Consider the following 12,086-nt stretch of genomic DNA (forward strand, 5'->3'; position numbering starts at 1 on the left):
TCAGGCACTGGGTGGCGCCGCTGGCAGCACGGTATCCAAAATGCCCTTGTAGGTTTTGCCCACCGGAATGCTTTTGCGCTTGATTAGCACAGCCTGCCGGGTTAGCGTCTCTATCTTGTTTATGGCCACAATAAACGACTTGTGCACTCTGATAAATGAGGCGGCGGGCAGTGCTTGTTCAAAGTATTTCATGCTTTCCAGCGTAATCAGCGTCTTTTCCAGAGTCACTATTTTCACGTATTGCTTCAGGCCCTCGATGTAGAGAATATCGTCGAAGTTCAGCCGCACCATTTTATAATCGGCCTTTATGTACAGGTGGCTAGGCGCGGGCGGCGCTTCGGTTCCGGCGGTGCAGAGCAGGGTTTGCTTTTTGTTGGAAATGTGTTCTTTGGCCCGCTGCATGGCCTCCGTAAAACGCTCGAAGCTGAAGGGCTTCAGCAGATAATCCACCACGTCGAATCGGTAGCCCTCAATGGCATATTCGGCATAGGCTGACACCACAATGACGGCTGGACGCTTCTCTAGTTTCTCCAGCAGTTCCAGGCCTGTCAGGTGGGGCATCTGGATATCCAGCAGCACGAGGTCAATTTCCTGACGCTGCAACAGCTCGTACGCCTCCAGCCCATTATCGGCCTGGGCTACTACCTCGCAACCCGGCGTCTTCCGTACAAAATCCTCCAGCAAGCGCACGGCTAAGTCCTCGTCGTCAATTACCAAGCATTTGATGGGTGTGCTCATGGGGCCAGGGAACAGGGTGTGAAAGAATGCCGCACGGCAAGATGCCCGGAAAACAAGCAGCGCCCGGCCAGAAGCCTGCTTTTGTGCAATCTACTTACTTGCCCCGACGGGCGGCTTCGGTCACGGCCGGCAGGTGGCGGAGCGCAAGCACCACTTTGTACACTCCTGCATCGGTGGAGATGGAGAGCGTGTGGCTTGTGGGGTAGAGCAGGGCCAGCCGCTGCCGGATGTTCGCCAGCCCAATGCCCGGCGTAGCATCTTTTTTACTGCTGGGGCGAAACGTGTTTTCAGCCTCGAACTGCAGGCCCTGCTCGTTGTGCACCAGCCGCACTTTCAGCCAGGCCCCGTCCTCGGTCAGGTTGCCGTGCTTGAAGGCATTTTCCACGAAGTTGATGAGCAGCATGGGCTCCACCAGAAAATTGGGCGCCCCCACGGCAGCCTGGATTTCCAACGACGACTTCTCCCGCCACTTTTTGTTGAGGTGCTGCAAGGCCACGTACTGCTCCAGGTACAGCAGTTCCTTGCTGATGGGCACCTGCTGGCGGGTTCCGTCGTGCAGCAGGTAGCGCATCATCTCGGCCAGGCCCAGCAGGGAGGGGCCGGCCTTGGCGGAGTTGAAGTGAATGAGGCTGTAGATGTTGTGCAGGGTGTTGAACAGGAAATGCGGATTAATCTGGGCGCGCAGCCACCGCAGCTCGGCTTCGGCCTTGGCTTTTTCGAGCTGCTCGGTGCGCACTTGCCGGCGCGCAAACTCCTCCATGATCCGCTCCCAGGAAGCCAGAATCAGAAACGTGAGCAGGAAAGGCAGGGGCGTGAGGTAGTGGCCAAAGCTGAAGAGCAGGGGAAAGCTGGCGGGCAGAAACAGGCCGTCCAATTGCACCTTCAGGCAGCAGGTAAGCACTACCGCTGCGAGCAGCAGCAGGAAGTAAGCGCCGTAGCGCCGGTTGAAATACAACCGCGGCAGCAGGTACAACGAATTGCCGTAGGTGGCGGCCATGAGCAGCAGCGCGTGCGCCAGGGCAAAAGCCCAGATTGCCCCCAGGTGGGCGGGCAGCTTATTGGCCGGCAGCCAGTTGCGCAGATACTGCACATTCAGATACACAAACGTCGTCCACACGGCCAGGTGCACCAGGGCCCGGTACCAAGCCAGCTGGTTGCGCTTGGGAGGAGACGAGCGGAGTGGGCTGGCCTTGTCCATTTTGCCAAAGTAGTGGTTGCCGCTGCAACATACTGAGCAAACGATACTTCGGGTGGCGTAGAGTGCCGCTCGGGTGGCATTGGTTCAGCATATCTGGCCGTTGGTTCAATTTTTTTGCCCGCTATACTCCAATCCTGCATGTTCGGAGCACCGTTGCCCGTGGGCGTTTGCCGGCGGGCCTCTCCAACCCCATTCCTTACCGCTATGAAACACAGCGTACTATGGCGCCTGGGCCTCGGCGTGAGCCTTCACCTGACGGGCTGCATCATCCCCGACCCGGAGAAGTACCCGTTTGAAGACCCCGCCCAGGTGCAGCAGGAGGCCCAGACTCTTTCCGACAGCTTGCAGGCCTACATCATGAAGTGGGCCGACGGCAAGGCGCCCAGCCGCATTCCGGACCGGCTCATTCCCCAGGGCGTCACCGACCACAAAGACTTCTACCTGAAGAATCCCGACGAGGTAAGCCCCGAGGAAGCGTGGATCCGGCGCTATGCCAAGCCAGTCAACCTAGACTCGACCTACAACGGCAACCCCGACCCGCACGTGACCTACTACCTGCTGGCTACTTCGCTGGCGCCCATGGGCAGCAAGCTGGTAATTGAGGGCGAGTTTCCGTACGCCCGCTTTTTCAGCTTGCAGGTCACGCCCCCACTCAACGGCAAGGAGTACTACTCCGGCGTGTTTGGCACCACCGAAGTGTCCATTGTGGATGCCGACATTGAGCCGCTGCCGGGCAACGTGAACCCCTACCGCGCGGGCGCCAACCGCCGGGCCAAGAACCGCAAGTACCGGATGGAGTTTGACTTGCAAACCGGCGACCCGGTAAGCCTCAACGATAAGGCGCACATCCCCTTATACCGGCAGAAAAGCAACCGGCGCACGGCGGCCATGATGGTGTACCAGGGGCCGTACGGCTTCAAAAACTTCCTGGGCTTGCCCGTAGCCAACCCCGGCAAGTGGAACCTGGGCAACGTGTGGGTGCGCATCTACGCCCCCGACAAGGACAAAGGCCGCCTGGGCGGGGTGCCCATTCCCAAAGTGTGGTTTGAGCTGCCGAACGGCAAAAAGTATTTCGTGGGCTCGGAAAACGCGCCGTACCGCAACTACGCCAACGCCACCGTGCCGGCCCGCACCATTCCGGCCGTGGTGGACCCGAAGGCGGCCGTGGTGGGCTGGAGCAAGGGCTGGGGCATCTTCCGCAGCATCCTGTCGGGCATTGGGGCGGCCAACGGCTGGAACAGCCCCGAGTTCAAAGCCAAAGTGCGGGCCGTGGACCTGGGCGCCAGCGGGCGGGGCGAGTTTCAGCCCGCCCCCGGCAACTACGAAGGCAGCGCCACGGTCAACAACTACGCCACCTACGTGGGCCGCGACTTGTCGGTGGAGCCCGGCATGGTGGCCGTGCTGACGGGCCGCATGCCCACCTTCCCGAACACCCGCAACGGCACCTCCCGGATGGAGCGCGGGCAGCTGCGCTACTGGTCTATCGGCGGCTACGACAACGACCCGCTGGCCCCGCTGCCCGGCGCCGCCCTGCACTCTGTGATGGACGACGAAGTGGCCCTGGACCGGCAGCGGCGCTACATGATTGCCTATTCCAGCCCCGCCGACCGGCCCCGCAATGCCACCGCCGCCAATGGCGTGACCTGGGTAAACTGGGGCCCCACCGGCAAGCAGGGCCTGATTATGCGCTACGTGGCCGTGGCCCCGGAGTGGAACTTCGACAAAGCCCCCCACGAGCTGAACCTGGGCCGCAACACCGACTGGGCCTCGGCTTCCTACGACAGCACGGTTATCGGCCTCAACACCCACCAGGGCTTTATGCAGTGCTACCAGCCCCGCGTGCACTATATGACCCGGATCGAGTTTGAAGCCCTGGGCAGCAACTTCAGCGTGGAGGACATTCCGATCTGGGCCGACACCCAGAACCACATCGGCCTGAGCGACGCCAAGAAGCGGCCGGCCACAGCCTCGTCCATTGCCGACAACAACCCCGCCAGCGCCGCCAGCCAGGCCTTCGACGGCAAGCTGGACACCAAGTGGGCGTCGTCCTGGTCTTGGGCGCGGGAGCCGCAGTGGCTGACGGTGGATTTGGGCAGCAAGAAGAAAATATCGGCCGTCAAGCTGTTCTGGGAGTTTTCCCTGCTCGCCTCGGACTACCAAATCCAGGTGTCCGACGACCAAGCCACCTGGCAAACCGTGCACACCACCACCGGCGGCGACGGCGGCATTGACCTGATCAAGAACCTCCGGGCTTCGGGCCGCTACGTGCGCATGTACGCCACCAAAGGTCCCTGGCCACTGTTTGCCCTGCACGAAATGGAGGTCTACACCCCGCAGCTGGAGTGCGGCGCCAGTACCACAAGCTGGATGCCGGCGAAGCTGCCGGAAAAACCAGGTAGCACGCGCACCCTCTCGTTTGCGGCTTTCCCCAACCCCAGCCAGGAAAAGCTTTCCCTAGACCTGCATGAGGTGCTGCCCAAGGATGGCCGCAGCAAGGCCGAACTCACCGTGTATAACTCCCAGGGCCGCGTAGTATACCGCACCGTTATCACCCAATCGACTTCCGTCGTTACGGTGCGCGACTGGCAGGAAGACACCTACCACCTCGTGGTCCAGGCCGGCCAGCAGCAGCTAACCGGCAAGTTTGTCAAGCGAAACTAGGCCGCGGCCTAGCCAGCCCCTCTTACCCGGTGGCTTCACGGCCGGCGCAGGTTCATTGCCTGCGCCAGCCGTGAAGCCACCGGTTTGTTTGTTGTAGTAGATGGGCGGCATGAAAGTGCGTACCAGCTTGCTGGAGCTAGCTTGGGCCGTGGTGCGCGCCGACCTTGGGCTTTGGATGCACGTATCTTTGCCTACTCCCAGGGGTTTCTCTTTCTCCTGCGTCACCTTTATCCCCGCCCCACCACTCATGCTCCTCGGCGATTTTAACGAACTGGAAGTAGCCCGCGAAGTTGACTTTGGCCTATACCTGACCTCGGACGACGGCGACCTGCTGCTGCCGCGCAAGTACGTGCCGCTGGGCACGGGCGTGGGCGACCGGCTGCGCGTGTTCGTGTACCGCGACTCCGAGGACCGCCTGATTGCCACGACGCTGGAGCCCTTCGTGCGCGTGGGCCAGTTTGCGGCCCTCACCGTGCGCGACGTGACGCCCGCCGGCGCTTTTCTGGACTGGGGCCTGGAGAAAGACCTGTTTCTGCCCTACCGCAACCAGCGCCGCAACCTGCGCCCCGGCGAGCGGGTAACGGTGTTTGTGTACCTGGACGAGACGACGGACCGCATCGTGGCCTCTGCTAAGTGGGAGTGGTTTCTGAGCGACAAGCCCTACCCCGGCAAGGAAGGCGACGCTGCCGAGCTGTTCATTGCCGAAGAAACCGACCTGGGCTACAAGGCCATTGTGGATGGCACCCACCAGGGCCTGCTCTACCACAATGAGGTGTTCAAGCCCCTGCGCCTGGGCAACGTGCACCCCGGCTACGTGCGCCAGGTGCGCCCCGACGGCAAGCTCGACCTCACCCTCCAGCGCCCCGGCTACGGCGAAGCCCTGGCCGCCGCCGAAACCCTGCTCACCGCTCTGCGCAACGCCCCAAACGGCCAGCTGCCCCTCGGCGACAAAAGCGAGCCGGACGACATCTACCGCCGCCTGGGCATGAGCAAAAAAGTATTCAAGAAAGCCCTCGGCGCCCTCTACAAGCAAAGCCTCGTGGACCTGGCTCCCGAGCACACCCGCCTACGGGAGTCGGCGCTGGAGTAATTACTGTCTGGCGCGAGGTTAGCGCAGCGTACCTCGTGCCCAGTTATGAGGTGGAGGCTGCGCCTCCACTGCCGCGCAGCGGCAAGGCGGGACTGAGTTGTGCGGGCGAGTATCGTTCTGGCGGGGGAGGCGCAGCCTCCCGGCATATTGGGCACGAGTTACGCTGCGCTAAACTCGCGCCAGTGGAGAAAAGCAACTATGTAACGATTCATCATTTCACTAGCATGAGTGAGAAGTATAAAATCAGAGATTCACAGCAGCTGTATTTCGTTTCCTTTGCCACAGTCAACTGGATTGATGTATTCACGCGGCGCCTCTACAATGACATCTTCGTGGATAGTTTACGCTACTGCCAGCAGCACAAAGGGCTGGAGTTGTATGCTTGGTGCCTTATGACAAATCATGCACATGTAATCATCAGCAGCGCCACCCAGCATCTTCCTTCCATTCTGCGGGATTTAAAGCGGCACACTGCCAAGTCCATTTTACGAGCCATCGAAGAAAACACGCAGGAGAGCCGACGTGACTGGATGCTCTGGATGTTTAAACGTGCCGGACAACACAATGCCCACAACGAACAATATCAATTCTGGCAGCAAAACAACCACCCGGTAGAGTTGTATTCTTACGAACTACAGCAACAGCGCTTAGCTTATGTGCACCGCAACCCAGTGGTAGCGGGCTTTGTAGACGCTCCCGAGGATTTCCTGTATAGTAGCGCCCGTAACTACGCCGGCCAAGCAGGTCTGCTGGAAGTGCTTTTCATTGGCTGACGTTTAATCTAACTCCACTGGCCTCCACTGGCGCGAGGTTAGCGCAGCGTAACTCGTGCCGACTATGCCGGGAGGCTGCGCCTCCCCACGTCAGAACGACCCACGCCTGCTCCTGGTGGCCCGGTGCCGACTTGCCGCTGCCGCGGCAGTGGAGGCGCAGCCTCCACCTCATGCGCCGGCACGAGGTACGCTGCGCTAACCTCGCGCCAGACGGTGCCAGCTGGTCAAGCAACGTTGCTGGGGAAAGCAACATCTGATGAAACGGACGCAGCGTTTCGACGGCAGCTTGCGTACCAGGTTCGTCTCTCCCCTTCGTTTGCTCTATGACCAAAACCGCACTTATTGCCGGGGCCAGTGGCCTCGTGGGTAGCCAGTTGCTGCCGTTACTACTCGCTTCGGAGCGGTACAACCGCGTTATTGCCGTGGGGCGGCGGCCGCTGCCGCTGGTGCATCCCAAGCTGGAGCAGCGCGTTGTCGACTTCGATAGGCTGGAGGAACACCGCTTGCAGCTTATTGCCGACGACGTGTTTTGCTGCCTGGGCACCACCATGCGCCAGGCCGGCTCCCGGGAGGCTTTTTACCGGGTAGATTATGACTACGTGGTGAAGCTGGCCGCCCTTACGGCCGGCAATTTCGCAGGCCAGTTTTTGGTGGTGTCGGCTATGGGCGCCGACCCGGCTTCCCGCATCTACTACAACCGCGTGAAGGGCGAAATGGAAGAGGCCGTGCGGCAGACGACGTTTCGGGCGGTGCACATCTTCCGGCCCTCCCTGCTGCTGGGGCCGCGCGCTGCAAAGCGCCTGGGCGAGCAATTGGGCGCTGTGCTACTGCGCCTGGCCACCCCGCTGCTACGCGGCCGGTGGCAGCACTACCGCGCCATCGGGGCCGATACCGTGGCGCGGGCCATGCTGCGCGCCGCTGAAGATGACGGGGGCGGGGTGCGGGTGCACCTCTCCGCCGCCATTGCGCGGGGGGGGCAAGCTACCCGGTAGTATTCCGGGTCAATTTGTACTTTTGCCAGACATTCACCTTTTGACTTACTGAAGCAGTACATGAATCGTCTGGTTATTGGCTTGCTGACCCTGGGCTTGCTGACGGGTACGGAAACAGCCTGGGCCCAAAGCAGAAAGAAGAGCGGCAGCGGCAGCAGTGGGGCCGGCTACCAAACCGGCCTGGGCCTGCGCGGCGGAGGTTGGTCGTCGGGGCTTACGTTCAAGCACTTCCTGAGCGGCAAAAACAACGTGGCCTTCGAGGGTCTCGTCACCCGGGAGTACGCCGCCCGCGGTGCCCGCGTCACGCTGCTGCTGGAAAAGCACAAGCCTGTTTCCGACTTCAAAGGCCTGCAATTCTACTACGGCGCCGGGGCGCACGTGGGGTCGTACCGCCGCTACTACTATTACTACGACGGACGCTACGGCCGGGGCAAGAACAAGCGCTACTACACGGTGTACCGAGTAGACGAGGACCCGTACCTGGCCGCCGGCGCCGACCTTATCCTCGGCCTCGAATACAAGATGGAAGACCTGCCCTTCGTGGTGGGCGTCGATTATAAGCCCTTCTTTGAAGTGTTCGACGGCTACACCGGCTTCTACAACGATGCCGCGCTAAGCCTGCGCTTCACGTTCTAGCTTCCGGCAGCCCCCCCCACGGCCCTCGCCTTCAGCCCGACCCCGGTTTGTTCCGGGGTCGGGCTTTTACATTCCCCGTACGGCCGCTCAGCTGGCGTGCGTACAGACTTTTTGCAGAAGCGGTTGGCGTAAGCTACAAGTAGGTCAGTCCGCTATAGAGACGCGACCCGCAGCAACCCTGCTACAGCCGAACCCGGTACCGGGTGCTGGCCGCGCCCCCGAAGATGCCGTAGCCCGTGCGAATATTGGAGTGCAGCGGCGCCGGCTCGGCGAAGGGATTTTCCTGGGTTTCCTCGTAGCGGCGCTGCGACTGGATGAAGCGGTACAGGTCGGGGGTGAGGCTGAGCACGGTAACCTGCACGTAGGCCGGCGGCGCGCAGGTGCTGCCGAAGCAGCTGTAGTAGCTGCTCACGTTGGAGCTGAGCGTGAAGCGCCGGCCGTTGACGTCGGTGTCGGCGTAAGGGTTCAAATCGTAGACATTCCGCCCCAGGTTCGACAGCTGAAACGCGCCCACCCGGAAGTCTGCGTCGTCTTCATCGGCGTAGAGGGTGGTGATGCGCTGGCCCTGGGCATCGAGCAGCTCGGCTTGCACCAGGTAGTAATCGGTGGAGGCGGCCGGGTCGGTGAGCGTCAGCGCCAGGCGGCCCCGCACCTCATCGGGGTCGTTGGGGTCAGGAGCCCGCCGGGTAAAGGTGACGCTTTCCAGCTGGGGCTGAGCGGGCAGTGTGAGGGTGCTTGCCACCGACTCCAGGCCCGGCAGGCTGGCGCGCAGGGTATAAGTCTGGCCCGGCTGACCGGCAAAGTTCAGGGTGGGCTCGTAGTTGCCGGGCTGAGTGTCGAAGCCGCTGAAGGGGCGCGGAGAGCCGGGTGAGTGCCGGGCCGGCTTAAACCGCTCCACCACCGTGCCGGCCGCGTCGAGCACTTCCACGGTAGCATCGGGGCGCCCGGTTAGCTCGCGCGTGTCGAACATGCGCTGGCTGTTGCTCACGTAGAGCTGCCCGAAACGCACTTCCTGCTCGCCTTGCTGCTGCGGAGCGGTGGTACTCAGCACGTAGCGCAAGGCAATGCGGGGCGTGTGCTTAGGCTCGGGAAGGTTGACGTCGTTGGTGCAGCCAGCCAGCAGCAGAGCCACGGGCAGCGCAGAAAGTATCTTTTTCACCTTGGTATAGAAATGAGAAGTGAGAAATCAGAGGTGAGAGGCGAGAAGTGACAGGTGACAAGTAGAACGGTCATGCTGAGCTTGTTGAAGCATCTCTCCCGCTGGCTAACTTCAATCGTGCAAACGAAGCGGGAGAGATGCTTCGCGGGGCGGACGCCAGATGAAGCAGGACGGGCTGATAGCGCCGCTGCTGAACGACAAACCAGGCAGCCTAGAACCGGAAGGCTTTGCTGAAGGAGGGCAGAACCGGGAACAGCGACACCTGGCGGTAGCTGGGCTTGCGGGTCACGTTGCCGTTCGGGTCTTGCCGGCCCCCCCGGAAGTAGATGTAGTAGGGGTTGCGGCGGCTGTAGGCGTTGTAGAGCGAGAAGCTGTTCACCACTTCGCCCCAGCGCTTCTTCTTGGTTTTGCTCAGGTCCAGGTCGAGGCGGTGGTAGGCGGCCATGCGGTAGGAGTTCCGCTCGCCGTAGTCCTCCAGCACCTCATAGTCGCCCAGGTTGAAGCGGCCCTGGCCCAGTGTCACGGCGTTGCCGGTGCCGTACACCCACGTGCCCGACAGGGTGAACGTGGGGCTGAAGTGGTGAATGACCACCAGCGAGGCATTGTGGCGCCGGTCGTACTTGTAGGGGAAGATGCGGCCTTGGTTGAGGTCGGGGAAGCGGCGCCGGCTCCAGGCCAGCGTGTAGCCCAGCCAGCCGGTGGTGCGGCCCGTCTTCTTCTGCACAAACAGCTCCCCGCCGTAAGCCCAGCCGTTGCCGCTGGTTACTTTGTCCTGCCAGTTGTTGTCGGTGGTGCCCAGGAAACTGGCGCCCTCGCGGTACTCAATCAGGTTGCGCATGGGTTTGTAGTAGCTTTCCAGGCTGAGCTCATACTCCTGGCCCCCCAGGCGCAGGGTGCGGGCCGCCCCCAGGCTCAGCTGCTGGGCCCGCTGGGGCTTGACCCTGGGCGTGGCCGGCACCCACAGGTCGGTGGGCAGGCCGATGCCGCTGTTGGTGAGCAGGTGAATGTACTGCGTGGTGCGGGCGTAGGCGGCTTTCAGGGCCCAGTCTTCGGTGAGCAGGAAGCGCGCCGCCACCCGCGGCTCCAGCGACGGATACAGCTGCCCGTTCACCAGAAACGCGTTCAGCCGCACGCCCCCATTCACCTTCAGCCGCTCCGACACCCGAAAGTCGTCTTCGGCGTAGAGTGAGGCCTCACTGGCCAGGGTACGGGAGGCCGAGTTCAGGCGGGAGCCTATGTCCGAGGAGTTGTTTTTGACCTGCAAGGCTCCCGGCCGGAACGAGTGCAGAATATACTGCCCGCCGAAGCGGATGTAGTGGTCGGGCAGCGGGGTGTAGTCGAAGTCGGTTTTCAGGCTCAGGTCCCGGATGTTGGACAGGTACTTCAGCGCAACCTTGTCGGTTCGGGTTTCGCCGTTGCCGTCGGCATAGCGGTTTTCCTGCTCAACGCCCACATCAAACTGGTAGCGGCTGAAGGTGAGGTGGGTGTTCATGAATAGCTGGTCGTGCAGCACCCGGTTCCAGCGCAGGGCCGCCGTCAGGTTGCCCCAGCCCAGCCCCGATTTAGTCTGGTCGTACTCGGCCCCGTTTTCGTCGCGGGTGCGGGCGTAAAACTTGTCGTAGCCGGTGTAGGCGCTCAGGTAGAGCCGGTCGCGGCGGCTGAGCTTCCAGTTGAGCTTGCCGTTGAGGTCGTGGAAGAAGTAGCCAAACGTGCCTTTCGTGCCCTCAGCCGCCAGCGCCATCCTGATCAGGGGCTGAGCCAGCAGGTCGATGTAGGTGCGGCGGGCCGAGAAGATAAAGGAGGCGGTGTCTTTCTTGATGGGCCCTTCCAGCGTGAGGCGGGAGGCAATCAGCCCAATGGCGCCCTCGCCCCGGAACTGCTGCATGTTGCCCTCCTTCATGGAAATATCCAGCACCGACGACAGCCGCCCGCCGTAGCGGGCCGGGAAGCCGCCCTTAATCAGCTCCACGTTATTCAGAGCGTCGGCGTTGAAGACGGAGAAGAACCCGAACAGGTGAGCGGCATTGTACACGGGCGTGCCATCCAGCAGAATCAGGTTCTGGTCGGGGGAGCCGCCGCGCACGTACAGGCCCGAGGTGCCTTCGCTGCCGCTTTGCACGCCGGGCAGCAGTTGCAGCACCTTTAGCACGTCCCGCTCCCCAAACAAGGCCGGCACGGCTTTAATCTGCGCAATCGGGATGTTGACCGTGCCCATGCGGGTGCTCTGGGCTATTTTCTCTTCCCGCGTGCCGATTACCTGCACGTCGGCCAGCTGGTTGCCGGCCGGCCGTAGCCCGAAATCACGCGTGAGGTTACGGGTGGCCGGCGCCGCCCAGCGCTCCTTCTCAAAGCCCAGGTAGCTCACCAGCAGGCGCACCGAGTCCTGGGCCGGGAGGGTGAGCGAGTAAAACCCGTAGGTGTTGGTGGCCGTGCCTTGCCCCGTGCTCGGGCTGACCACCGCTACGCCAATCAGGTTTTCGCCGGTGGCGGCGTCGCGCACGTAGCCGCTGATGGTGATGCGCGTAGGCGGAGCGGCCTGCTGAGCCCAGGCGGGCAGGGCCGCTCCCGCCAGCCCACCAAGCACGATACTGAAACGAAGAAGTTGAATCATAAAAGGAATAGATTGTACAAATATGACATGCAAGCCGGGCTTCAACGCCTCACTGCGGGTTTTGGTATAGCTGAGGCTGCCTGAGGACATATGGTTGGTTGAGGCAGATAAAAAAGATGCGTAACCCACGTTACCGGGGCGCCGGAACAAGAAAACGCCGGCCTCCCTGACGGAAGACCGGCGTTTACACGCGTAAGTGACTGTTCAAAAACCTGGTTCTCAGGCCTC

9 protein-coding genes are annotated in these 12,086 nt (G+C 62.0%); 5 read left to right on the forward strand and 4 right to left on the reverse strand.

The window, feature by feature from the left end:
* The gene (locus OIS53_RS10900) at positions 1–738 is read right to left on the reverse strand and encodes a LytR/AlgR family response regulator transcription factor (RefSeq protein ID WP_264678603.1); all 738 of its coding nucleotides are present in this window, start codon (positions 736–738) and stop codon (positions 1–3) included.
* 94 nt (positions 739–832) lie between these two features.
* Complete coding sequence (locus OIS53_RS10905) at positions 833–1,936, reverse strand: sensor histidine kinase (protein WP_264678604.1); 1,104 nt, start codon at positions 1,934–1,936, stop codon at positions 833–835.
* A gap of 204 nt (positions 1,937–2,140) precedes the next feature.
* Here OIS53_RS10905 and OIS53_RS10910 point away from each other — a divergent pair, with 204 nt between their 5' ends.
* The 5 genes from OIS53_RS10910 (at position 2,141) to OIS53_RS10930 (ending at position 8,088) form a co-directional block, all read left to right on the forward strand.
* Positions 2,141–4,597 carry a discoidin domain-containing protein gene (locus OIS53_RS10910; RefSeq protein WP_264678605.1) on the forward strand — a complete coding sequence of 819 codons (2,457 nt, stop codon included), beginning with the start codon at positions 2,141–2,143 and terminating at the stop codon, positions 4,595–4,597.
* A 247-nt stretch (positions 4,598–4,844) separates the two neighbouring features.
* Complete coding sequence (locus tag OIS53_RS10915; RefSeq protein WP_264678606.1) at positions 4,845–5,687, forward strand: CvfB family protein; 843 nt, start codon at positions 4,845–4,847, stop codon at positions 5,685–5,687.
* Positions 5,688–5,722: 35 nt separating this feature from the next.
* Entirely contained in the window at positions 5,723–6,460 is a 738-nt protein-coding gene (locus OIS53_RS10920) for an REP-associated tyrosine transposase (RefSeq protein ID WP_319805454.1), read from the forward strand.
* 323 nt (positions 6,461–6,783) lie between these two features.
* Entirely contained in the window at positions 6,784–7,452 is a 669-nt protein-coding gene (locus OIS53_RS10925; protein WP_264678607.1) for an oxidoreductase, read from the forward strand.
* Between the two features lie 60 nt (positions 7,453–7,512).
* A complete protein-coding gene (locus OIS53_RS10930; RefSeq protein WP_264678608.1) occupies positions 7,513–8,088 on the forward strand; it encodes a hypothetical protein in 576 nt (191 codons plus the stop codon).
* Positions 8,089–8,269: 181 nt separating this feature from the next.
* On the opposite strand, the gene OIS53_RS10935 is transcribed toward OIS53_RS10930, so the two are convergent.
* Positions 8,270–9,247 carry a DUF4249 domain-containing protein gene (locus OIS53_RS10935; RefSeq protein ID WP_264678609.1) on the reverse strand — a complete coding sequence of 326 codons (978 nt, stop codon included), beginning with the start codon at positions 9,245–9,247 and terminating at the stop codon, positions 8,270–8,272.
* 211 nt (positions 9,248–9,458) lie between these two features.
* Complete coding sequence (locus OIS53_RS10940; RefSeq protein ID WP_264678610.1) at positions 9,459–11,858, reverse strand: TonB-dependent receptor; 2,400 nt, start codon at positions 11,856–11,858, stop codon at positions 9,459–9,461.
* Between the last annotated feature and the right edge of the window lie 228 nt (positions 11,859–12,086).

This window comes from Hymenobacter sp. YIM 151500-1 (assembly GCF_025979885.1).
Taxonomy (GTDB): domain Bacteria; phylum Bacteroidota; class Bacteroidia; order Cytophagales; family Hymenobacteraceae; genus Hymenobacter.

What these genes read in the sequence shown, in the direction of transcription:
- OIS53_RS10915 (WP_264678606.1), top strand. Translation starts at nt 4,845, where the DNA reads ATGCTCCTCGGCGATTTTAACGAACTGGAAGTAGCCCGCGAAGTTGAC.
- OIS53_RS10925 (WP_264678607.1), top strand. Translation starts at nt 6,784, where the DNA reads ATGACCAAAACCGCACTTATTGCCGGGGCCAGTGGCCTCGTGGGTAGC.
- OIS53_RS10930 (WP_264678608.1), top strand. Translation starts at nt 7,513, where the DNA reads ATGAATCGTCTGGTTATTGGCTTGCTGACCCTGGGCTTGCTGACGGGT.
- OIS53_RS10905 (WP_264678604.1), bottom strand. Translation starts at nt 1,936, where the DNA reads ATGGACAAGGCCAGCCCACTCCGCTCGTCTCCTCCCAAGCGCAACCAG.
- OIS53_RS10900 (WP_264678603.1), bottom strand. Translation starts at nt 738, where the DNA reads ATGAGCACACCCATCAAATGCTTGGTAATTGACGACGAGGACTTAGCC.
- OIS53_RS10910 (WP_264678605.1), top strand. Translation starts at nt 2,141, where the DNA reads ATGAAACACAGCGTACTATGGCGCCTGGGCCTCGGCGTGAGCCTTCAC.
- OIS53_RS10940 (WP_264678610.1), bottom strand. Translation starts at nt 11,858, where the DNA reads ATGATTCAACTTCTTCGTTTCAGTATCGTGCTTGGTGGGCTGGCGGGA.